The following is a 22,409-nucleotide window of genomic DNA, read 5'->3' as shown; positions in this document are numbered from 1 at the left end:
CTGATCACTTGATTGTTGTTCCGGGCCACTGCATCCGGTGATGAGAAGAAAAGAAAACAAGACGATTCCTAACTTTAATTTGATCATAATCCCCCAAGTTTAGTTGTAGAATGTGTTGTTTATAATAAGAACGCCTGCTTTTGTTCCAATACTTTTAGTGGGCAATTAAAGTGTATAACGATGAAGATGCTACGGGGAGGGTCTTTTTTTAGCAAGTAAAAAGATAGGATATCCCATTTGATATTTGCTTGTGAATTACGACTCATAAATTGAAGTTAGCTCAATACAGGTCCGACTTTGGTAGTAAAAACCGTCGACCCGCCTAATTCTTACAGAATTATTTCCATAAAATTTAGTTTTTAACCAAATAATAGGCAACATGATCTTCTTTGTATACTTTAACAAACTGCGATTAAGATATTCGGTTCCATTTTCGATTTGGGCTGATGATTAGAGACGTGTTTAGCGGTGCGAGACTTACTGCCACGAGTCGTCTTAACATTATAATGATAAATGGTAATCAAATGATACGCGCGGGTACAACTTTGGTGGTGCTGGCAGCTCTTTTCTGGGGAGTTTCAGGCGGGATCGGTGGTATTCTTATGGCCGATGGCTGGAATCCGTTTGTGGTCTCATTCTACCGGGGTGCGATCGGACTGCTGTTCGTCCTCGTCTGGCTATTACTTCGCCCGCGCCGCAGTGGCCTGGCCAATCGCCGGTTATGGTTCTGGTCAACAATTGCCGGCTTGGGCGTAACCGGCAACTTTGCATTCTATTTCATGAGTATCGCGCAGGGCAGCCTCGCTGTTGCAGTTACGTTGATGTACTGCGCTCCAGTGTTTGTGTACCTGGTCTCATTCGCACTAAAGCTTGAAAGCCCCACCATGCTGAAGTGGGCTGCAATTGCTGTGGTGATGCTGGGTATCGTGTTGCTTACCCAGGTTTATGACATCAGCGAGAGCAGCGTCACAGCTATCGGTGTGGGGGCTGGGCTGCTTGCCGGGTTGTCCTACGCAGTATTCATTTTTGGATTTAAATATGCGGCACCCCACGGCAGTCCGCAGGCGATCCTTTCAATAGCATTTTCGGTAATTACCATCAGTCTTTTCTGGCTGGGCGATGCTGACCAGGTCGCTGCAGTCCTGTATACACCAGATTGGCTGTTATTCGCAGTATTAGGTGTACTCGGCGCGGGATTGTCCTTCATTCTCTATATCGTCGGCCTGAAGCATACCGCACCGGCCGTAGCGTCAATTGTGGCAATGGTCGAACCGGTCACCGCGTCGATATTCGGCGTCTTAGTTTTGAATGAAAACCTGGTCGGTCCACAAATCGTCGGCATAGGACTGATTTTGGTCACAGTGACGGCACTGAGCGTACATTCGAGCACTCAACGGGCACAACCATTTACTGAGTAGTGCTTGTATCTATGATCCACCTATTCTATGACTATTTAAAACCTCTAATTCTGTGTCTTCTCTTTATTTTGATGGATACTCTGTGATCCACGATTGCGTTTTATAATTTTTTGTAGTGAGATGTTAGAGTAGTGCAATTATGAGGGATAAAACCAGAAAAGTAAAAGCTGGAAAAGACTTCTTAAGGGGATCGCCGATTTTTAAATGCATGGAAACAGCTTCCAGCATTAAAAATGCGATTCCGTAAGCAGCTATGGCTTCAAACGCGGATATCTTTTTATCCCCAAATAGGAATAGCTTTGCTGTATAACCCCTTTAATTGGAAAAATATCAGGAGAATAGTCCTCACACAGATTTCAGTATACTTTTTTCCATAAATTTCCATTCTAAATCTATCGCTGACAATCTAAATAAAGAGTAGCAGAAACACGGTAAACTATTACAGGTAACTCTGTATCACTGATTCGATTATTCCACAGGGGATTAAGCTTGGTTTATCTGTAATACTAACTGAGATCGTATTATTTTTGAATGTCACACTACCTGTAACCTCACCGCCAGGTACCGAGATAGTAAACTCACCTTCATTTCCATTGATTTGGATTTCGCCGTCATTGTTGGTGATCTCTTCGGAGATGATTTTCTTAGCCTCATCTGGTTCTTGTGAATAGGCAATATCAAAATCGCATTTCGACATAGTATTATAAATTGAGTGATTGTTAGCAGGTTAAATATAGGATCATGGTTGCTAAGCTATCCTATTCAGTAGTAAAAGGGCAAACTTTTTTATTAAAAAAACAGCAATGGAAATACGATTATAACCACAACCGACCCCACAAATCGCTGGGGTATAAAACACCGGTAGAACTACTACCTTAACCGAAATCCTCTACTTTTGAGTGGTCCGAGAAATGGGGGAGCTTACACTTCTAACGTATAAAAAAGTGCCGTAAAAATTATGGGCATTAACAGTAAACTCAAAAAGAGGATTTGTAAAAATGCATTTTAATTGAGATATAGAATGTATTGAGTAATTAAACAGAGCAAGAAAATGTATAAAAAACTATTACTGTCTTTATTTTGTATTCTAATAGCCTCGATTTCATTCGCCCAGGATACAGAGACTATCATTGTTGACCAACCTAACTCTCCCATTGAAATAAAAAAAATACGAAGCATTCTTTGAGGAAGCGGGATCCAATACAAAAGAAGGCATCCAGCATAAAGTAGTATATGTAAACTCAGGTAGAGTGAACCCAATTGCTATCGAATTTGGATTCGTCTCATTCAATATATTTAACGAGTATTTAGGTATTACTAATGGAATAGCAATGGTTAGATTGGAAGGAAGGGAAGGAAATAGTGGAACATGGGTTCATGAAACTCCTTCAGGTTTTAGTTTTTATACGGGTATTGCCTATGTCAATAAAGTAAGGTTTGAGAATGGGGAAATTTGGGAAGCTGATTCAGAAATTATTATAGATACCCTAAAAGAAATTAAGAGTGATTTTGATTCATCCATCCTGACTGATGACAACTAAAATTAATCTGGAGAATATCTATCTAAATCATATAGCATTTGGATGAGTGGATGAGTACCCTCGGCGTAACTGCAATGACAGAGCTGTTACCAAGGATTTTTTAGCCCTTAGAAGTAAACTATTTGAAATTTATGGTAAGGATTGGATAGCTTAGCTGTTATACTATTTTAAGCTCTAATTAATACCTTTCTATATGTCCGTGGATAAATATTATGTTCGCAAGAGGATTGATGAAAATGGAGATTATGAAGTTCATAACTCTACATGCTCGTGGCTACCAAAACTTGCTCACAGAGAGTTTTTGGGTCAGTATGAGTCCTGTGATATTGCTCTTGATAAAGCAGAAGCAAAAGGATACGAACCAGCAAACGGTTGTGAACATTGCTTAGAATCTTGTCATACATCCTAAACGGAGAGCTAAAAGTCAACAGATGATAGGTCATGCACCTGATCTCTTGTGGGATCCATCCGTTTGATGAGCTGATTATGCCGAATACGCTCACTGTTTCCCCTTAAATCCACACATCGTTTTCAGCAGTACGTTCATTTTCATCTCGGTCTCCTGTATTTTGTACGCCCTTAGGTTCAATTAATAGCAATTTCACCTCATTCTCAGCGTACGGTTTGTGTTCAGCGCCTTCAGGTACAACATACATTTCGCCTTGTTCTAAGGTCACAGATCCATCTCGAAAATCAATACGGAGACTCCCTTCCAACACAATGAAGGTTTCATCCGTATCTTGGTGACTATGCCAAATGAAATCTCCCTCTATTTTGGCAATTTTAAATTGGTAGTCATTCATTTCGGCAATGACTTTAGGTGACCATTGCTCGTCAAGCAGACCGAACTTTTCTTCGAAATTCAAAGCTTCATATTTCATTATATCTACTCTTTTGTTGGGGGTATAATGATATTGGGTATAAGATGTGTACGAATAAATATTGCGTTGCTAAATAACTAACCAGTAGCTAAAAAGCCAGAAAAGGGTAGGAGCACCGAAATTTGGGCACCTAAACACTTTATTATCCGAGCCTTCCTATGGAGTACGCTCGGGAGGGTTTAAATATTATTTACTATTCACTTTTTTGAATTTCTTCCCATTCTTCTTTGGTCAGCATGAATACGTGGATGGTATTCTCTTTAGCTTGAGGTAATTCGTCTTTATTTATAACTCCTGCCTCCTCAAGCTTATTAAGATTCCCTTGTACATCTGCTGGACTTAATGTGTAAGCAGCTCCTGATGCTACATCAACTACAACTCCGAGAAGCCACCACGAAACTAAATTACCTAATATAGTGGTAGCACCATCAAAATTTCTGTTTATTTTAACTTTTACTTCCTCATACCCATCTTTTTGAAATGTTACAATATGGCTTTCACTGCGTGAAAGTTGAGATGATGTAGGGGTTTCACCTTTATTGATGTCGTCTACTAGAACTTCTGCTCCGGAAGGTGAAGAATTAAAGCGAACTTCAGCATTACTACCTTTAAATATAGTAGCACAACTACTTAGAAAAAATGAGAAGATTAATAGGCTTGCAATTGAACCTTTATATGTTGATGACATATTAGAACTCTTGATTTTTAATTATGGTTTGTACCCAATGAATGTTTTCTAATATGTATAAAAATAAATACTCCCCAAAGAATAGTAAATATTTGTACCTAAAATAATAAACCCTTGCAAGCCAATGACTTACAAGGGTTTGAGTGCCCTGGACTGGGGTAGAATATTGTAATCTACCCTTATGCTTTTCCCTTCATACGTCCCTATAGTGCTGTTTATGTAATGTAATGAGGGTTATTGAAATAGGGTGATTTCGACTTTTGTTTTACCAATGTTTTACCAAAATTCTATTACGGTAAAACATATTCAATGAAAATAGTATCAATTATGCCAGCAACATTCCATTATTATTTAAGAGAGCAAAGGGCTAACCATAAAGGGGAATGTCCCATATATCTTAGAATTACCTGTAACAGAAAGATAAAATATTATAATACAGGCATCAGAGTAAGTCCGTCTGATTGGAGAGATGATAAAGAAGAGGTGCGTAGAACTCATGCAACATATAACAAATTAAATGAAGAGTTAGATATACTTTTAGCGGAAGCTAAAAAAGCCGCCCGGGTACTTCGTCGTAATAACAAAGAAAGTGCTGTAGCTATTCGGGATCGTCTAATAGGTGCTTCAAAAGAAAATTTCTTCATTATGGCAAATGAAGAATTAGAAGAGCTGGAACGGAATGATCAGTTTTATCTGAAAAAACAGACCAATGCTACCCTTTCAAAGCTGAAAGAATTTAACGGATCTGAGAATCTGCTATTCACCGAGATCAACAGCGATTTTCTTTCGAGATTTCAAGATTGGATGCAGCAAGAGAAGGGGAATAAAGGCACTACTATCCGTAAAAACATGAGTGATATGCGACGGATCTTGGAACGAGCCCGTGATGCAAACCTTCTTTTCAATGATCCCTTTGATGGTGTAAAGCCGGTTAAAAGGGGAGATCCAGCACCAAAAGTGAAACTCACACATAAGCAGATTCAGGCCATGGCTAACCTTTCATTGCCAGAGGGCTCCAACGAATGGAATGCAAGAAATGTGTTTGTTTTGGCTTTTTATTTGAATGGTGTCCGGTTTGGTGATATGGCCAAACTGACATGGGGCCAAATTAACAACGGGCGCCTCTCGTACCGGATGAGCAAAACGGGGTCCGTCATGTATTTTCCCATACCTGAACCTGGAAAAAAGATCTTAGACAAATATAGGGATTCTGATAAGACTGATGATGCATACGTGTTTCCTTTCTTGGATGGACTTTCAAAACAGGAGCGAAAAGATAAGACTCTAGTCGAAAATAATGTCTCTAGCTCACTAGTACTTGTAAACAAGGCAATTAAGGAAGTTGGGAAACAGGCTGATATTAAAGAGAGCATTGCTGATCAAATTAGTACCCATGTTGCACGTCATAGTTTTGCCCAGTATTTGGTGAATAAAGGAGTTTCCATCTATGAAATTTCCCGTCAACTAAGACACTCAAAAGTTTCAACAACTGAAAACTATTTAGATAGGCTAGGCCTACAGGCCAAGGATCAAACCATGGATAATCCCTTTAACTGATTAGCATTAGAGGCGGTAATTAAACAGAATAGAAAGAATCTTATCTAATTTATTTAGTCAATTATCGACCAAAACTAAATTATAGTTGCATATAAGTGTCAGAATGCCTTATCTTTAATTAATGTTTTTTGAAAAAATGTCCTAAGAATGACTAATATTCTGATTGACTAAAAAAGTTAATCGGTGTATTGCCAATCTCATTCTTTTGGTTAAAAAAACCGAAAGGACTTTTAGTAGCTAAACAGTATGTGACTGTGAAAATCTCAGTCCTCAAAGGCACTCTCAAAAAGTGAGTGCCGACCACAAAATTCCAATTTTTAAGCGAGCTTTTGCTTGGAAAGTGGTTCGAGGAATGAGAAAAGCAGTTTCACAATGCTCTTCTTCTTTTGCAATCCCTCATCCCCCTTTTCTTGCCGAAGCTCATAATTTATATAATTATGAAAACCAGTAAATTTACTTTTGAGGACTGGGAAAATGGAAAAATCCCTTTCCCACCTCCTACCTATGATAGGACAAGAAATGCATTTAAGACTAATTATTTTCTGGACAAACCGGGTTTATGGCCTGAATATTGGGCATCAGTGAATGAGCCATCGATGATGGATCAAGTAGAGCTTGATAAGATTGTAAAAGAACAGGAACGAGTATTTGAGCTTGCGGTGAACTCCACTGTTGAGACCAAGGTGCGATTTTTTAAATGGGTATTAGAAAATATGGCCCTTGAACAGCAAATTTCCTATCAGGAAAACGAAAAGAAAAGAATAGAAGAAAAACTTAACAATGATAGGGATAACATATCAAAAATGATACGAGGTGTAATTCCTAGAGGGGAAATTGATTGTTATACTTACAGGGCAATTCTTTTAGAGCATCAACTTTTTGAGGATGCAATTGCAATGGGGGGTACCTTTCTAGGAGGGGATGCTGATATATTCGGAAAATATTTCGAAGGTTTATACAAAACTTATGTCCACTCTAGATACCTACGTAAACTTGAGCAAATAACACAAGAGGAATCAACAAATAACAAACTTACCAAAAAACAAAAGTTGAGTATTCAGGCATTTGCGGATCAAATGCGGAATAAAGATACCTGTATACGGATTTTAAAACTTTTTGAGAGAAATCGAGACTCATTTGAAAAAATTTCACTTTCTGCTAGCCTTAGAAAAATTAAAGAAATTGGAGATTTCAAAAACTTGAATTTACCCAGTGATAAAACGTTAAGGGGATGGATACGAGACTACAAATCTGTTTCTCAAAAAACACCGAATTAAAATAGAAGTTATTTGGAAGTGTTTAAGAAGTTGTAACCCATTGTCTCCCTTGTATTTATAGTGTTTTGGGTTGATATTGTAGTGAGTTAATCACAACGCAATAAACAACCCATGAAAGAACAAGTCTACATACCTACAGAAAAAAAATTCCGAGAGATAATCTCTGATGAAGTAGAATCCCTTCTTGAACGACGCATCCCGAAAATCATACGTCGAGCCAATTCCAAGGAATATCTCAGCACCGCTGATTTTAAGCAACTTTCCGGATTTTCATATAGAAAACAGCACTATCTCAGATCGGAAGGCAAAATTTCTTTTTCCCAGGAAGGTCGAAAAATAGTATACCGCACCGAAGACGTGGAAAAATTCATGGATGAGCGTCGCATTAAAGCCCAAGGGGAGGAATAACTACCTGAGGTATATCACTTCTAAAATCAAATCAACAACACATAGTCTTATGAAAAATCCACATAACAGTACATTCGATACCTCATTGGATCAACAAGTTAATATGATTGCCCACTGGTTAATACGGCTTACTGAGTATTTAGACCAAGCAAAAGAAAAAGAGTTAAAGGAAATCCTTCGATTTACGAGATGGTATTACTGGGGAAGGTTATTGGAATTAGAAAAAGAGGCAGAAGAAGAGGGAGAACAAATTCCGTATGACGATTTCTACAGGGCATTGTACCACTCCTACGATAGTGAAATTAAAGAGTGCCAATTAGCACTTGATGACAAGGATACCATCTGGGATGCAACCGGTACCCCATTACCCAAGGACCAGATTCGTGATCGCATGGAGTCGCTTAAGCCGTTGAGGGATTATTGCGCCCGGCAATTATGTGAAGAATGCCAAAAGTAGCCCGGCCTCAGAAACCTCGCTGCTTGTTATCACATTAGAGTCAACTACCTTTTAAGATATCAATAATATGAAATCCATTGAATTGCGATGTAAGATCGACGAGGATGTCACGCGCATCGATGTAGCATCAGAAACGCTCTTGCGTGGAGGTTCTCTCCACTGGAATTATTTTCAAAGCTACTGCGTCCAAATTAATGGCTTTTCCCTGCATGGAAAAATCTCCGAGCCGGGCCATAGAACCCAGGGTGGAAATTACTTATTGGTCAGCCCGGAGCTGGGGGAAATACTTCAAATCACCAATAGGTCCGTTGCTACCATTCAGATTAGCAGGAAGGATCCGGTAAGGGAGATTCAATATGAATTGGCTGAAGATGGGGCTGATGCCATTCCAGTCTTAGAAGGAATAGAAGTACAAGAAGGGGGCAGGTACCATTTCAAAGGCGATCTAATCAAAATAACCGGATGCTACCCCACCTCCGGATATATCACTATAGAAACCAAGTGGAAGAACTCAAATCCAAAAGATGAAGGGCTGGGGAAACCTCAAACGTTGGGCCAGCGAAAATTGGATGATACTATAACAGGGTTGGATCGGTTGGCAGGAAAAGATGAGCAGATGCTCAGCAACATCCAGCGTAAAGTTATTTATCCGTTGCAGCATCCAGAATTCACTAAAAAGCATCAGCTGGAACCCATAAATGGTCTGCTCATTTGCGCCCCCTGCGGGATGGGAAAGGACACCATCGCATCGGCCATCGCCGAAGAACTAGATTGGCCTATTCTTCAACTGGGGGCAGGTGAGAATCCGACCCCAGATCTTGTAAATGAAATATATAAACAGGCATCGTCGAAGGAGGGATGTCTAATTATTATCGATGGCCTTTCCACCCTGGATGGGGAAACGAATAACACTCCTGCATGGATATTCAGCCTTCAAAACTGTCTGGATGAAAGTCGGGGGAATAATAAGATTCTCACTATCGGTCTCGCCCGGCATCAACGTAGCCTACCCCGCAGCCTGCGTCGAATTGGGCGGATGGAAATCACCTTTACGATTACACTTCCAAATCGCCAGCAAAGGGCTGAGCTGCTCAGACACTTCTTGTCGCCCTTGTTAAAAGCCGATACAGTAGTCGACTACCAACTCCTTGCAGATTATACCGAGGGATTCAGGCCAGCAGCACTGGAACATGTTGCCAAGCAGTTCGGCTTGCAGGCACTAACAGAGACAGGTTCGGATTTTCCCAATAAGAAAATAACAACGGAAGCTATACTAGGCTTCATGAAACAATCAACTGCCATCGGCAGAAATATTTAATTACATAAACAGATAATAATTATGGAAACACTAACATTTTATAAACGATATATCTCAGAAATCAAATCAGAACAATCAATCGATGGAACATTTCCTCTTGAAGGCAAATCTCCTTTTGGAGATGACAAGATACGCATCGAGAAAATTGGAGAAGTTGAACGATATTATTGCCATGCAACAGGCGGAGAAGGATACAAGGAGGATTTACTGCTTCATAGCTATCCTCTACTTACTCAAGAAGGAATCAAGCGAGCACTCGATGCCGAATCCCGTGATGATGAGGCACTTAGGAAACATATTTGCGACAGTCGCCTGTCAGCCTTTCGAGAAGACTCCGAGCGGTTGCAAGAGCTGGAGGCTATTAGCGGACTGCCTCCGTCCATAGCCAAAGATTATCCGTTATGGCTGGACCAGGATGGCCGGACGCTGCATTATCTGTGGCGAAGTGAGATCGGTCATCCCGTAAGCAGGTTTTCTTGGCAACATGGGTCTCGCAGAGAAACTATCGTCGGCGTGCCCCGCATCGGGCCATGTCCGGACGCCCCGCGAGTTTGGTTTGTAGAAAACCCGTTGCAGGCCAAGTTATTACAATATATCCTGGAAGAGCCGGTATATGTTCGGCCTCATGACAGTGGACTGGACTGGATCGACTACGAGCGGCTTCTCCAGGGCAAGACTGCTGTACTGCTTATTGGCGATGAGCGAGGCGAATGGGAATATTCGTTTCACCCGTTTATAAAATGCCTTCAGGACCTAGATACGCAGGTGAAAAGCATACATACGATGCCTCTAACCAAGGGTAAACTGCTAACAAAGTGGCTAATGGACAATCCTTCCCACAAGGATACGTTATTGGATACGGTTCAGCGAGAACGTGCCAACCAAACGGTGGCCTTTGACAAAGATACGTACCAATCCTTTATCAGCGGGGATAAAAGTGAGGCCTTGTACTTTCCGCAGCATCACAAAGGCGGGATGTTCTGGTATGGAACAGCGGAAGGGACCGTTGTCCACTCCCATCCCTTCAATATTCTCGAGGAGCAGGAGGTACAAGATATCTATAATATTGATGCTTCCATCCACGAGGATCCGGGGATCCGCCTGACGAAAGCCGATGTATTTAACATCGACCGCTCCTCGCGCCAGCTGACGCCCAAAAATACCTTTGATAGCCTGAAATCCCTTATTCTGGATCATATTTATCTGGAACACCCACAAACGGCCTCGTTAGTTGGCCTGTGGATTATGGGGGGATATGTCTACAAGCTTTTCAACGCTTATGGTTATCTTCACCTGCATGGCAACAAGGGGGCCGGAAAAACGACCTTTCTTGAACTCATAACCAAGTGCGGATTTAATGGGCTGTTGGAATCACAGGCCACCCGCGCAAGCGTGATTCAGCAAGTACATAAGCTGGGATGCACGCTTGGCCTTGATGAGTTTGAGTCACACTCCAAGGGGACAGGGACAGAATATACCCACATGGTCAATGTCGGATACAAGGAAGGGGGCAGCTACCGGAAGATGACGGGAAAAAATTCGACGACCTATAACCTGTATTCTCCCAAAGCCTTGGCCAGTATTGATCCCATTGAAGCCCCAGCCCTTAGCTCACGGGTAATTCCTATCCCCATGAGGAAGATGCCAAGCCGTCAGCATCTTAACCTTTGGGAACCCGATGCTCCCGAGATTCAACAACGAACCGAGATGATTCGCCGAGGATGTTACGCCCTGGGTTTATATCATCACAGGGGGATAAAAAAGTTTTACCGGCGCATCCCGTCCCCCATTGAACTGCCATCCGGCGGATCCTTAACTGGTAGGAAACGTCAGCTTGTAGCACCGCTGCTATCTATGGCAAGGCTTGTCGATATTAACAGATCTCCGCAGGTGGAAGACCAGCTGCTAAAAGCAGTCGAACTTGCCTGGTATCCGAAATTAAAAGAGAATCAGGTTCGCGAGGAAATGCTTGCCAACTTACTCAAGAAGTGGAACAATGACCCGGAGTTTGGTGGCTATGATGTCAAGGAAGGACTTGTCTGGATCGATAACAAGTGCTGGATTGATACCGAGCTTGCCACCCATACAGGAGGAAAGGATCCGCTGCTGGAATGGTTCGAGAAATTTCCCGGGATTAAGAAAGGCCAAAAGCATATCCCCGGAGTGGGCACCCGCGGATGTACGGCGTTCCCCGAAGATCTAACAATTGCCGGGAAAGAGTTTAGGCAGTGGTTTAGCCGGTAATCGACCTCTGTAGGATTCTGCCGGGGTTTCTAAAAATATAAACTGTCTAAACGAAAACGCTCTAAGAAGGATAAAAGGGTCAGGTCGGCAAAAGGAGGTTCTCCAACGCCGGTTTGGTCCTTTTTAATTTAGAAGGTTTAGTTATTTAGTTTTTCCTCAAATCCTTCTTGTTAGCATCTAGAGGCCGTTTTTTAAATAAACCAGCCAAAAAGGGAAATTTATTTCATTTAGAGTTGAAATCACCAATTATCTGGAATAGATTATATACAGGTATGCGGGAATTAATCCTACGCATGCCCCTAAAGACAACAGACAACCATTCTTACAACAGGAAACTAGATAACAAAGAGAAGTACATAATTAAGTGTTAAATACAATACGATTGAGAATGGAAAAATTTGAATTTACAGCAGACCCCAATACCTACGAGCAAAAGCCTACCACTGAGGAGGCTGCCAAGATTAATAATAGCCTGCAACCGGCCAACGTGAGTACCGTCGAAGATTTTCTGGAGGGCATCGAGCAGGGCATATCCTGAAGCCCTTCTGTTTTTGACGGTCGTCGGTCCAACCAGAATTGGGTAGGTTCATGTATAGCGGCTTTGGATTTTGATGGTGGCATTACTCCTTCGGAAGCGATCGAGCGGATACAGGCCTACGATATTCTGCCCAGTGCATTTTACCCCACCTACGGCGACAGCCCCAAAAAGCGAAAGTTTCGACTCCTATTCTTTTTGGATACGCTGATTACTAATCGTCAGGCCCGAAACTACCTGATGGATGGGTTATTTCGCATGTACCCCGAAGCCGACAAGGCTTGCCGCGATGAAGCGCACTTCTTTTACGGCACTAATAAAAAAGGAGAGGTGCTCAACCCAAAGGCTATTTCCCTTGACGTGCTGTTTGCGGCCTTGGAATCCGACAAGATTAAGAATGGCGGACGCATGTATACGATTAAGGCTGACCAGGAAGGTCCCCGTTTTATTCGACGTATTTGTGGAGAGCAGTCGCCCTATACTAATAATATAGGAGAACTGCAGAGCTCACTGAGTCTGGAGGAGAAACGGCAGGCCATTGAAACCCTTCGCGACAACCGTAATAATAAATCTGTGAACTGGGACAAACTGCAACAGCGCGTCGGGATATTTTATGATTTCATGAATAGTGATGAGCGGCTAAAGTACGAACAGTTGTTAGGACTGGCCCAAAATCTCGTCTGAATGAAGGGCGGAAAACGCATTTATGAAGAACGCCTTCGGGAATTCAATTCCAACCATGAAGGTAATAACCCCTATCCGCATGACGGGCGCTTTGAGCTGATACGATCGCTCCAAAAGTATAACCGGGCGGTGGAAGGAGTCTACTTTCCACAGCGACTGGAGAATTTTTCGCCTTACAGGGAAGACCATAAGTACCGAAATTTAATTCAGGCTGAACGCGATATTATCTCCGGTATCGAGCAAACCGAACCCATTAACCGGATCCCGTTGAAGAAGGCCGAGCAATTGTTGCAATATAAGCTCAATCAGGCGTTGGGTAGTCTAGATAATAAGATCTATATCTTCCGGCTCACAACCGGAATTGGAAAATCGTGGAGGATCAAAGACCTCGATGATGTGACGATTGCCTTTCCCACCAATGATCTTAAGCAGGAATTATACCGGGAGCGGAAATATCCGACCACGGCGGTGATGACGCCGGAGTTGCCTACGTTCTCTGATGAGCTGTTAAATAAAAAGCTGCAGCGACTCTATACGCTGGGATTGGGCAAGCAGGCCCACCGGCTACTCTGGGATATTAAAAAGGGCGTCTATGGGATGGGGAATGATCAGTATCTGGCCCGGACCTACCTCGATGATTCCAAGGTGGCCAGGCGCTCCATAGAGACCGTCTTTACGACCCACGACCGGGCGATGCATACAACGTTTGGTCATGAGACTATTATATACGATGAGGATCCGATCGATAAATTGCTTCAGGTGGATACTCTCCGTATCGCCGACCTGAAAAAGATTGAAAAGAATGCCAACATGTTTGGGAACAAAGAGCTGAGTATCTTGGATTTGCAGCGGTATCTCGAAGATGTGGAAGAGGACCGGATTTTAGAGTTTCCCAACCGGTTCGAAGTGGATATTGACAGTCATTTGGTTGGCATGCTGTATGCCCGGGATATCGAGAGTAATATCATGGAGTATTTGCAGTGCGACTATTTCTACAAGGACCCCAACGACCGGGACAAGATCCATTTTATTAATACCAGCAGCTTCCCCGAGGACAAAAAGATCATCATTATGAGTGCGACGATTCCTACCTTTATCTATAAAAAATTGTTTGGGCAGCGCGTGGTGGAGGTGAATATCAGTGATGTAACCCAACAAGGACGGGTAACGCAATATACGGACTACTCCTACAGTCGGAACTCGTTGTCCAAGCGGATCGAGGAAGCCAACGAAAAGACCAAGGGACGGCCGACAATTACCTTCAAGAGCTTTAATGACAATATTAAAAGTGCGTCCGAAACGATGTGATTTCAGAATTGTTCAGGGTATAATGGGTATTCCGGGAAGGATATTAACGTGCTGGGCACGCCCCATAAGCATAATGCCCAGTACTATTTAATTGGAAAAGTACTTGGAGCCAACGTGGACAAATTTAACAGAGAGTTCGGGATGCAGACGGTGACCAGAGGGGGCTTTCGGTACTCCTTTAACACCTTTAAGAATGAAGATCTCCGGGAGATACAGCTGAGCCTCATCGAAGGGGAGCTCTTGCAGGCCGCGGGCCGGGCCCGGGTGATCCGTGAGGAGGCCGAAGTAGCCATCTATTCCAATTTGCCACTCCGCATGACTGACCGGTTTGAACCAGCTATACAACGGGACTTCCAGGCTTCGAGCAAAGCCGCAGAAAAATAATTCGAACATTATATAATGAGCACGCTACAAATAAGCGTAGCAGGTGATAAAACAATCACAATTAACAAAAAGAAGATAAATATGAGTACACGACATCGATATCCCCAGGAGCGCGAGCCAAGGGATACCTCGTACAGCAAGACCTGAACAGTAATAGAGGAATATGGCCTTGCGACCATTGAAAAAATATGGAAAGAAAAAGGCATGTATCGGGCAGCTGAGCAGTTGAATACGTCCCCGGACGTGATACGATACATCGCCAAGAAACAAAAATGAAAACGTCCGGCCGAGAAAGCGCCGGCCATATTACAAGGCGTCAAAAACGGGAATTTAGATCCCGATCAATTTAAGACCCTTGATTTTACGAACTGTAACTTAAATTTAAAAGAAGATAACAATGAACAAGAATAAGATAACAAATAATAATTTTGACCAGCTGTTTCTGGAATACGTGCGACAATACAGTGGAAGCTTCACGTATTGCAATGAAATAAAACAGTGAATGAGTTATAACGCGAGCCTGTCTAAGGCAAAATCCATAGCGGAGCTTAAGCAGGTGATCAATCAAAGCAACGACTTTGAAGATGGGCACTTGAAAAAGGTAGATGCTGCCGTGGAGTATTTTAAAGAGCGACTGGCATCCATGCTTTTGCAAGACGCAATAAAGGTATCGGATATTCCTTAATAGAAGGTTCAAATAGATAAGCATGCGGCCAGCTTGCCCGGCATGGCTGCATAACGCCCTGAGGCTGTTCGCCTCGGGGCTTTTTTATTAAGGGGGGGTATGGTTTAAAATAAATCTTTAGGATTCTCACAGAAAAACCCCCCGTCTTTATTTAACCAGGGTTTGCAAGCAACATCGTTTTTTATTTTACTCTCATAGAAACGATACCCCATCAATATAAACCACCCCCTACCTTCGGGTTCCCAAATTTATTTTTTTATTTTTTTTACAGTCCGCATATCAAAATAATATTTTTATAAAGGTTTTATCCGGAATTAAAAGATACAAAAGTTGCTAAGATGATTATATACATAGACACGATTTCCGGGCATTAAATTATCAGAAATGTTAATATTAAGATCCTGCCTTTTAATGCTATACCTAAGATTCTGCAGAGGAATTGTTCCGGAAATCTTATTATAACTCCATAGGGCTGGTACCTCTTTTGAAGAAGAGCTATGGAGTACCAATTTCAGAGAGTACAAAAAAATCAAAAAAAGACTACCGCATTTTGACTACTAAATCTTGATTAAGAGTTTTAAGGATTGACTCTTTTCCTTACCTTGCTTTCGAGAATTATAATTTTTTCAACTACTAAGATAAATGGCGATAGGTAACGACAACAATCCCCCGGGACCCCAGGGATCTTTCGGCAACGGCTCATATAGAGGAGAATACAGTGGGCAGTCTTCACCCCCGAAAAATGCCCCAGGTCCTAATGAAGTAGATTTAAGACAACTCTTTTATACTCTTTGGCATTACAAGTGGCTTATCATGGGGACTGTGCTGATAGGAATATTAATTGCCGGTGTAATGGCTTATAATACGACCCCTATTTATCGTAGTGAAGGGGCATTGCTTATAACGCAACAGCAGAATCAATACTCGAGTGCCGGTAGTGACTTAGCAAGTATGTTGACCAACACTTATGGTATTGGAACGGGTAGTGCAATTGGCAATCAGCTGAGAATTATGCGTTCTCGCAACATGATCGCTGAGATTGCTGATACGCTTATTAAAAAACAACTAATGGAAAATGGCAATCAGTACCCAGTATTATTTGAAAGCTATCCAGAGGATTCAACTTTGGCCTCCAGAGATCAAATTATTGGAAGGCTGGAAGCAGGGATTTCATATTCAAAGACTAGTCAGGATACCGATGTAATATCTATTACATATAATAGCCCTGCGCCCCAAGAAGCTTCTGATATTGTAAATGTTGCGATGGAGGTTTATACAATCATTTCGACCCGCCAGAATCGCCGTTCTGCGAATTCGGCGGTCCAGTTTCTTGCCAATGAGAAAGATCGAATCGAGAAACAGCTTAAAAACGTTGAGAATGATCTCCGCCAGTATATGAAAAAAACAGAATTGGTGCAGATTGACCAGCAGACAAGCCAGGTAATAAACCAGATGGCTACTCTGGAAGCCGAGAGGCAGCAAGCTAAGATAAAATTAGAAGCCGTTCAGTCTGGAATGGATAACTATCGCGAACGGCTCAATAAAATAAAACCTGGACTCGCAGAACAATATGCCGATGCTATTGGTCCTAATATGCAACGGCTACAGTATAAATTAGCCGAACTGGAGATGGAAAAAACGCAGTTGTTGGCTAATAACCCCTCTCTTAAAGATGCGCCGGAACTGCCAGAGGAGCTAAAGAAAATTAATAACAAAATAGAAATCTATAAAAATAATGTACGAGATTTAACGAAAAACCTTATTGCTGAAGGGGATGAATATATAGGATTTTTGGGAGGATCAGGTGGAAATGTTACGCAAGCTATTACGGATCTTAACAAGCAGCTTGTTGAACTTCAGGTTCAAAGAGAGCAGAATTTGGCCCAAATAGAAGTTATTGATGAACAGATGAAGGAATTAGAAGGATTTTTAGAATCCCTTCCTGAAAACATGATGACTTTGGGTCGCTTGAAGCGAGATGTTAAGATTAATGAAGAACTTTATTTAACTATCTCACAGCAATATGCTGAAATGTCGTTATGGAAACAGACACAATTTGGTCGTGGACGTATAGTAGAACGCGGAATTGTACCTGGGAGTCCTATCAAGCCGGATACTAAGATATATTTATTAGTTGGGTTTATTCTTGGAGGGGTGATTAGTGTAGGGTATGTATTTGTACGGGAAGCTTTTAATATTCGTATTGATGGAGTTGAAAAACTGAAACGCTATGGTGTGCCTTTGATGGCAGTTATACCTGACATGAGTGCATTTATCAAAGATGAATACGATAATCAGGAAAAGGTAAATGTGCAGGGGTCTGAGGTTTCAACCACTCTGGTTTCGATGTTGGATACGGTATCTCCTATTTCGGAATCCTTCCGACGACTGGAAAGCAATATTGTGTATTCGAATCCGGATATGGATTTGAACTCCCTGATGATTACCAGTTCCACTAAGGGAGAAGGCAAAACCACGGTGGCTTCGAATCTCGGTGTAGTCTTGGCTGAATCAGGTTATAAAACGGTTGTTGTAGATGCTGATCTGCGCCGCCCGAATCTTCATAATATGTTTGGTTCTAAGCGAGCTCCTGGTATTGCTGAGGTGCTTTTTGACAATGTACCTATTGAGGAAGCACTTCAAGAAACGCCAATGTCTCAATTGTCAATATTTACTTCGGGTAAGCGTCCGCCCAATCCTTCGTCGATAACGAAGAGCGATGCCTTTCTGCAAACCATCAAGGATTTGGAAAAGACTTTTGACTTTGTACTCATTGATACTCCTCCTTACGGCATCATAACGGATGCTTCGGCCGTGGTACAACAGACGGATGGTATTGTGGTAGTTACAAAGTTCAATGAAACTACCGAAACAGAGCTGGATCACGTAATGAATAGCCTGCAGCATATAAAGGCGAATGTATTGGGTACGGTGCTCATGGCATTCGACTATAACCAGACCAGCGATTACTATTACAGCTCACACTACTACCGCGAGCTGTACGAAGATTATGATTCTTATTCTGATGAAGGGTAAGATTTGTCTAGATATCTCAACTATATAATATGAAAACAAACTTACCGATTACGCCTCAGGCTTAAATATTCAACATAACCTTTAGTTACTCAAAAAAGTAAACACAGACTAAAAATGTCCTATTATTTCAGAGCAATATCTGTCCAGAACTTTCTACTAAATACGTTATACTAAAGAGCAAAGAAATACCTTGATAATAACTTCTCCAACCATTACCCTTACGATTCTTATTGAAGACAATGCAATGAAAACATTTTGGGAGCCATCGGAAAGGGAGACGAAAAATAATAATCTTAGATTGATATCCGCATCTAATCCGTTTTATGAACATAGTTAAAACAATAAAAATATTAGCAATAGCCCTCGTTATTACCGGATTTTGGCAGGTTGATGTTAAAGCCCAAGGACAAGGAGGGCAAGGACAACCTGGACAACAATTTCGCTTGGGAGAACGCATCATCCGCGTGGCCGAACCGGGACAACTGGCTGATACCGTAAACGTATGGGGAGACGTGGGAAGCCCGGGACGATACCTTATCCCGCGTAAAACCACCTTGCCACAATTGATTTCCTATGCTTTTGGCCCGCGTACGATTAACGACCAGCAAACACAGCTGGACTGGTCCAAGATGCGTATTGAGATTAACATTTCGGAATTTAATCCAGAAACAGGACAAGAAGTAATAACAAATTTCGAATATCGCTTAAATGAACCACTACCGCGCGGGATGCGAAATTTTAAGCTCGAAAATAATCAGGTTGTTTCATTGCAAGTAAAACGTCGTCCTTCAATTATTGATTATGCTCGTGTTATTGGTTCAATAGCCACGACAATTGGAGCCGCATTTATTATTGTGGATAGAGTTCGGTGAGTAAATTTTGCGGATTGCAGCAAAGTTATAGGACCTATAGCTTCAACGGTGGTTACGAGTATACTCATTATTGATCGGCTTTGATTATTGAGCGATTAAGATAGACTAATGACAGAAGACCGGTGACGGTCGTCTATTTTCGGTCAATCGTCAAGAATTTAAAATGTAGAGGCGCATCGCATGCGTCTCAATTAAAGTGCAAGAGATGTTAAACAACGATTCTAAAATTTATATCGCCGGACACCGAGGTATGGTGGGTTCGGCCGTAAAGCGAAAGCTGGAACGAGAGGGATATGAAAACCTCATTTACAGAACCAGCTCCGAACTTGACCTGCGTAACCAACAGGCCGTAAAGGATTTCTTTGAAAAAGAACGGCCGGATGTGGTTGTAGATGGCGCAGCACGCGTAGGCGGAATTATGGCCAACAAGGAATATCCCTGGCAGTTCCTCTATGAAAATCTGGAGATTCAAAACAACATTATTGCCGCTTCTCACGAGCAGGATGTGGGAAAGCTGATATTTTTGGGAAGCTCCTGCATCTATCCCAAGCACGTCGACCAGCCGATGAGTGAAGATTCACTGCTAACCGGACCGCTGGAGCCGACGAACCAGTGGTATGCCATCGCCAAGATTGCGGGAGTAAAGATGGTGGATGCCCTGCGACGGCAGTACGACCGGGATTACGTCTCCTTGATGCCGACGAACCTGTACGGCCCCAATGACAATTTTGATCTGGAAACCTCCCACGTGCTACCGGCGATGATCCGCAAGTTTCATGAAGCGAAACAAAACGGACACAGCCCTGTACCTTTGTGGGGTACCGGTTCACCGATGCGTGAATTTCTGCATGTGGATGATGTGGCCGATGCGGTATTTTTTACCCTCAATAATGAAATGCAGTACGATCTGTATAATGTGGGAACCGGAAAGGATATCACCATTAAAGATCTGGCGCTGTTGATACAGGATATTGTGGGACATGAAGGTGATATAAATTGGGACACTTCCAAGCCGGATGGCACGCCCCGAAAGCTAATGGACGTAACTCGTATGACGCAAGCGGGATGGACCTATAACATTGAATTGAAGGATGGGATAAAGGCAACCTACGAATGGTTTTTGAAGAATTTGGATAGAATTAAGGAGGTTGAAATAAAATCTTAATAGTCTCCCTTTGAAGGGAGTACCGCCGTAGGCGGGGAGGGATGTTTAGATATTCCCTCGATTGAAATATTATTGTTCTTTAAGTGTATTATGGTGCACCTTTTGGCTTGATCCAAAAGGTGCTAAAAGATCAAGGCTGTGAATTGTGTAAACGCTTTAGCCTGCAGGATGCGTAGATTTTGATGGTCCTATGACTATTGTAATTAATTGTTGGGATATCACCGGTACAAAATCTACAACCGCATCCCTTGGCTTCAGCACACAATTCAAGGCCGATTGATGAAACCGAAAAATTAGGATGAGAATTTAATCCGATATTTTTGAAAGTGACAAAACTAAACCGGAGAAATTTCTGTCTGACGAGGTGCTGATATAAAACGTGATCAGCGTTTGTAGATGAAATCAGCACCGAGAAGTTAAATTCTTCTTGAGCTTTTACGAGCCTTTTGGGTCAAGCTAAAAGGCGGTAGAATCTGTTTGGTCACAAAAAATGAACATACATTATGCCCAAAGGCGGAAATATTAGATTTCTAGAAAATTTTAAACAAATACTAAATCGTGAGCGCATCAAGAAATAAAACAGCCCTTATAACTGGAGTGACCGGACAAGACGGCTCTTATTTAGCAGAACTGCTACTCGATAAAGGCTACGAAGTCCATGGCATAAAGAGACGGGCAAGTCTTATAAAGACAGATCGCGTAGATCACCTCTACCACGATCCCCATTACGAAGGATTACCTTTTTATTTACACTACGGAGATATGACCGACTCCTCCAATCTCACGCGTATTCTTCAGGAAACCCAACCCGACGAAGTTTACAACCTGGCGGCACAAAGTCATGTGGGCGTTTCCTTTGAATCCCCAGAATACACGGCGGACGTTGATGCGATGGGTGTACTTAGAATGCTTGAAGCTATTCGCATTTTGGGCATGGAAAACAAAACGAAATTTTACCAAGCTTCCACTTCTGAATTGTATGGAAATGTTCAGGAAATGCCGCAGGACGAGGATACGCCTTTTTATCCGCGATCACCCTATGCCGCGGCGAAGCTGTATGCCTATTGGATTACCAAAAACTATCGCGAAGCCTATGATATGTTTGCGGTGAACGGCATCCTGTTTAATCACGAGTCTCCACGCCGGGGCGAAACGTTTGTGACGCGGAAAATAACCAGAGCAGCTGTACGTATTGCTACGGACCAGCAAGAGAAACTATTTCTGGGAAATCTCAATGCCAAGCGCGACTGGGGACATGCGAAAGATTACGTCCGCGGTATGTGGCTAATGTTACAACAAGAAAATCCGGAAGATTTTGTTTTAGCTACTGGAGAAACAACGACAGTACGCGCTTTCTGTAAAATGGCTTTTGAACACTTGGGAATTAATCTCAAATGGAAAGGTCAAGGTGTCAACGAAAAAGGAATCATTGAATCTATTGATGAAGAAAAATTTGAATCTTCAACATCTCAACAATTCAACAACTCAACGCTGAGCGAAAGCGAAGCCATAATCGAAGTTGATGCTCAATATTTTCGTCCGACGGAAGTGGATATACTTTTAGGTGATGCTTCAATGGCTAAAGAGAAGTTAAGTTGGGAACCTAAGTACATGATTAACGACTTGGTGAAAGATATGGTTGAGGGCGATTATAAGAAATTGATAAACGGAGATGAGCCGATTGATAAAATGAATATTGAGTAAGTCTTTTAAAATTGAAATACAAAAGCATTAAGAGATAAAATATTATGAATATTGCAATTATTGGCACGGGATATGTGGGACTGGTCAGCGGGACCTGTTTCGCCGATTCCGGCAACAACGTGACGTGCGTAGATATTGATGAGGATAAAGTAAAAAAATTAAGAGACGGACAGATCCCGATTTACGAGCCGGGCCTGGAGACGATATTCGCCCGCAGCCAGCGGGAGGGGCGCCTGCAGTTTACCAC

General features: G+C 42.2%; 23 protein-coding genes. 20 read left to right on the top strand and 3 right to left on the bottom strand.

All coding sequences use genetic code 11. The features are described from left to right. The first annotated feature begins 506 nt into the window (after positions 1-506). On the top strand, positions 507-1,418 hold the full coding sequence (locus ACQ4LT_RS14475) for an EamA family transporter (protein WP_445666776.1): 912 nt from the start codon (positions 507-509) through the stop codon (positions 1,416-1,418). A 439-nt stretch (positions 1,419-1,857) separates the two neighbouring features. Here ACQ4LT_RS14475 and ACQ4LT_RS14470 read toward each other — a convergent pair whose 3' ends face one another. Continuing rightward, positions 1,858-2,115: a hypothetical protein gene (locus ACQ4LT_RS14470; protein WP_445666775.1), complete on the bottom strand. Its 258-nt coding sequence runs from the start codon at positions 2,113-2,115 to the stop codon at positions 1,858-1,860. 44 nt (positions 2,116-2,159) lie between these two features. Here ACQ4LT_RS14470 and ACQ4LT_RS14465 point away from each other — a divergent pair, with 44 nt between their 5' ends. Together ACQ4LT_RS14465 and ACQ4LT_RS14460 are read left to right on the top strand one after the other, a co-directional pair. After that, positions 2,160-2,297 (top strand): integrase core domain-containing protein, encoded by a 138-nt coding sequence (locus tag ACQ4LT_RS14465; protein ID WP_445666774.1) that lies wholly within the window; start codon positions 2,160-2,162, stop codon positions 2,295-2,297. 371 nt (positions 2,298-2,668) lie between these two features. Continuing rightward, entirely contained in the window at positions 2,669-2,959 is a 291-nt protein-coding gene (locus ACQ4LT_RS14460; protein WP_445666773.1) for a hypothetical protein, read from the top strand. A gap of 512 nt (positions 2,960-3,471) precedes the next feature. Here the strand turns inward: ACQ4LT_RS14460 and ACQ4LT_RS14455 are convergent. After that, a complete protein-coding gene (locus tag ACQ4LT_RS14455) occupies positions 3,472-3,840 on the bottom strand; it encodes a cupin domain-containing protein (protein ID WP_445666772.1) in 369 nt (122 codons plus the stop codon). A gap of 193 nt (positions 3,841-4,033) precedes the next feature. Continuing rightward, entirely contained in the window at positions 4,034-4,528 is a 495-nt protein-coding gene (locus tag ACQ4LT_RS14450) for a PEGA domain-containing protein (RefSeq protein WP_445666771.1), read from the bottom strand. 327 nt (positions 4,529-4,855) lie between these two features. On the opposite strand from ACQ4LT_RS14450, the gene ACQ4LT_RS14445 reads away from it, so the two are divergent. From ACQ4LT_RS14445 to ACQ4LT_RS14365, 17 genes are all read left to right on the top strand, one after another. Continuing rightward, the gene (locus ACQ4LT_RS14445) at positions 4,856-6,085 is read left to right on the top strand and encodes a tyrosine-type recombinase/integrase (protein WP_445666770.1); all 1,230 of its coding nucleotides are present in this window, start codon (positions 4,856-4,858) and stop codon (positions 6,083-6,085) included. Between the two features lie 437 nt (positions 6,086-6,522). After that, positions 6,523-7,362, top strand: coding sequence for a hypothetical protein (locus ACQ4LT_RS14440; protein ID WP_445666769.1), 840 nt, complete (start codon positions 6,523-6,525; stop codon positions 7,360-7,362). A gap of 111 nt (positions 7,363-7,473) precedes the next feature. Then, the gene (locus ACQ4LT_RS14435) at positions 7,474-7,770 is read left to right on the top strand and encodes a hypothetical protein (RefSeq protein WP_445666768.1); all 297 of its coding nucleotides are present in this window, start codon (positions 7,474-7,476) and stop codon (positions 7,768-7,770) included. A gap of 49 nt (positions 7,771-7,819) precedes the next feature. Continuing rightward, positions 7,820-8,227 carry a hypothetical protein gene (locus tag ACQ4LT_RS14430; RefSeq protein ID WP_445666767.1) on the top strand — a complete coding sequence of 136 codons (408 nt, stop codon included), beginning with the start codon at positions 7,820-7,822 and terminating at the stop codon, positions 8,225-8,227. Between the two features lie 67 nt (positions 8,228-8,294). Next, positions 8,295-9,545 (top strand): AAA family ATPase, encoded by a 1,251-nt coding sequence (locus tag ACQ4LT_RS14425; protein WP_445666766.1) that lies wholly within the window; start codon positions 8,295-8,297, stop codon positions 9,543-9,545. Between the two features lie 21 nt (positions 9,546-9,566). Continuing rightward, a complete protein-coding gene (locus ACQ4LT_RS14420; RefSeq protein WP_445666765.1) occupies positions 9,567-11,789 on the top strand; it encodes a hypothetical protein in 2,223 nt (740 codons plus the stop codon). A 388-nt stretch (positions 11,790-12,177) separates the two neighbouring features. Continuing rightward, positions 12,178-12,327, top strand: coding sequence for a hypothetical protein (locus ACQ4LT_RS14415; protein WP_445666764.1), 150 nt, complete (start codon positions 12,178-12,180; stop codon positions 12,325-12,327). A 63-nt stretch (positions 12,328-12,390) separates the two neighbouring features. Beyond that, the gene (locus tag ACQ4LT_RS14410; RefSeq protein WP_445666763.1) at positions 12,391-13,008 is read left to right on the top strand and encodes a hypothetical protein; all 618 of its coding nucleotides are present in this window, start codon (positions 12,391-12,393) and stop codon (positions 13,006-13,008) included. Beyond that, positions 13,009-14,316 carry a hypothetical protein gene (locus ACQ4LT_RS14405; protein ID WP_445666762.1) on the top strand — a complete coding sequence of 436 codons (1,308 nt, stop codon included), beginning with the start codon at positions 13,009-13,011 and terminating at the stop codon, positions 14,314-14,316. A gap of 48 nt (positions 14,317-14,364) precedes the next feature. Beyond that, a complete protein-coding gene (locus ACQ4LT_RS14400; RefSeq protein WP_445666761.1) occupies positions 14,365-14,700 on the top strand; it encodes a hypothetical protein in 336 nt (111 codons plus the stop codon). Positions 14,701-14,715: 15 nt separating this feature from the next. After that, positions 14,716-14,847, top strand: coding sequence for a hypothetical protein (locus ACQ4LT_RS14395; protein WP_445666760.1), 132 nt, complete (start codon positions 14,716-14,718; stop codon positions 14,845-14,847). 355 nt (positions 14,848-15,202) lie between these two features. Beyond that, a complete protein-coding gene (locus ACQ4LT_RS14390) occupies positions 15,203-15,385 on the top strand; it encodes a hypothetical protein (protein ID WP_445666759.1) in 183 nt (60 codons plus the stop codon). Positions 15,386-16,027: 642 nt separating this feature from the next. Continuing rightward, the gene (locus ACQ4LT_RS14385; RefSeq protein WP_445666758.1) at positions 16,028-18,421 is read left to right on the top strand and encodes a GumC family protein; all 2,394 of its coding nucleotides are present in this window, start codon (positions 16,028-16,030) and stop codon (positions 18,419-18,421) included. A 323-nt stretch (positions 18,422-18,744) separates the two neighbouring features. After that, complete coding sequence (locus ACQ4LT_RS14380; RefSeq protein ID WP_445666757.1) at positions 18,745-19,293, top strand: hypothetical protein; 549 nt, start codon at positions 18,745-18,747, stop codon at positions 19,291-19,293. 205 nt (positions 19,294-19,498) lie between these two features. After that, positions 19,499-20,458, top strand: a complete 960-nt coding sequence (locus ACQ4LT_RS14375; RefSeq protein ID WP_445666756.1) for a GDP-L-fucose synthase family protein — start codon at positions 19,499-19,501, stop codon at positions 20,456-20,458. 558 nt (positions 20,459-21,016) lie between these two features. Continuing rightward, entirely contained in the window at positions 21,017-22,162 is a 1,146-nt protein-coding gene (gmd, locus tag ACQ4LT_RS14370) for a GDP-mannose 4,6-dehydratase (protein WP_445666755.1), read from the top strand. 44 nt (positions 22,163-22,206) lie between these two features. Beyond that, positions 22,207-22,409 (top strand): 3-hydroxyacyl-CoA dehydrogenase NAD-binding domain-containing protein (locus tag ACQ4LT_RS14365; protein WP_445666754.1); only part of this gene is annotated, 203 nt, incomplete at its 3' end.

The sequence above is a fragment of the Fodinibius sp. AD559 genome (assembly GCF_052712805.1).
This window is presented reverse-complemented; position numbering and strand designations above follow the sequence as displayed.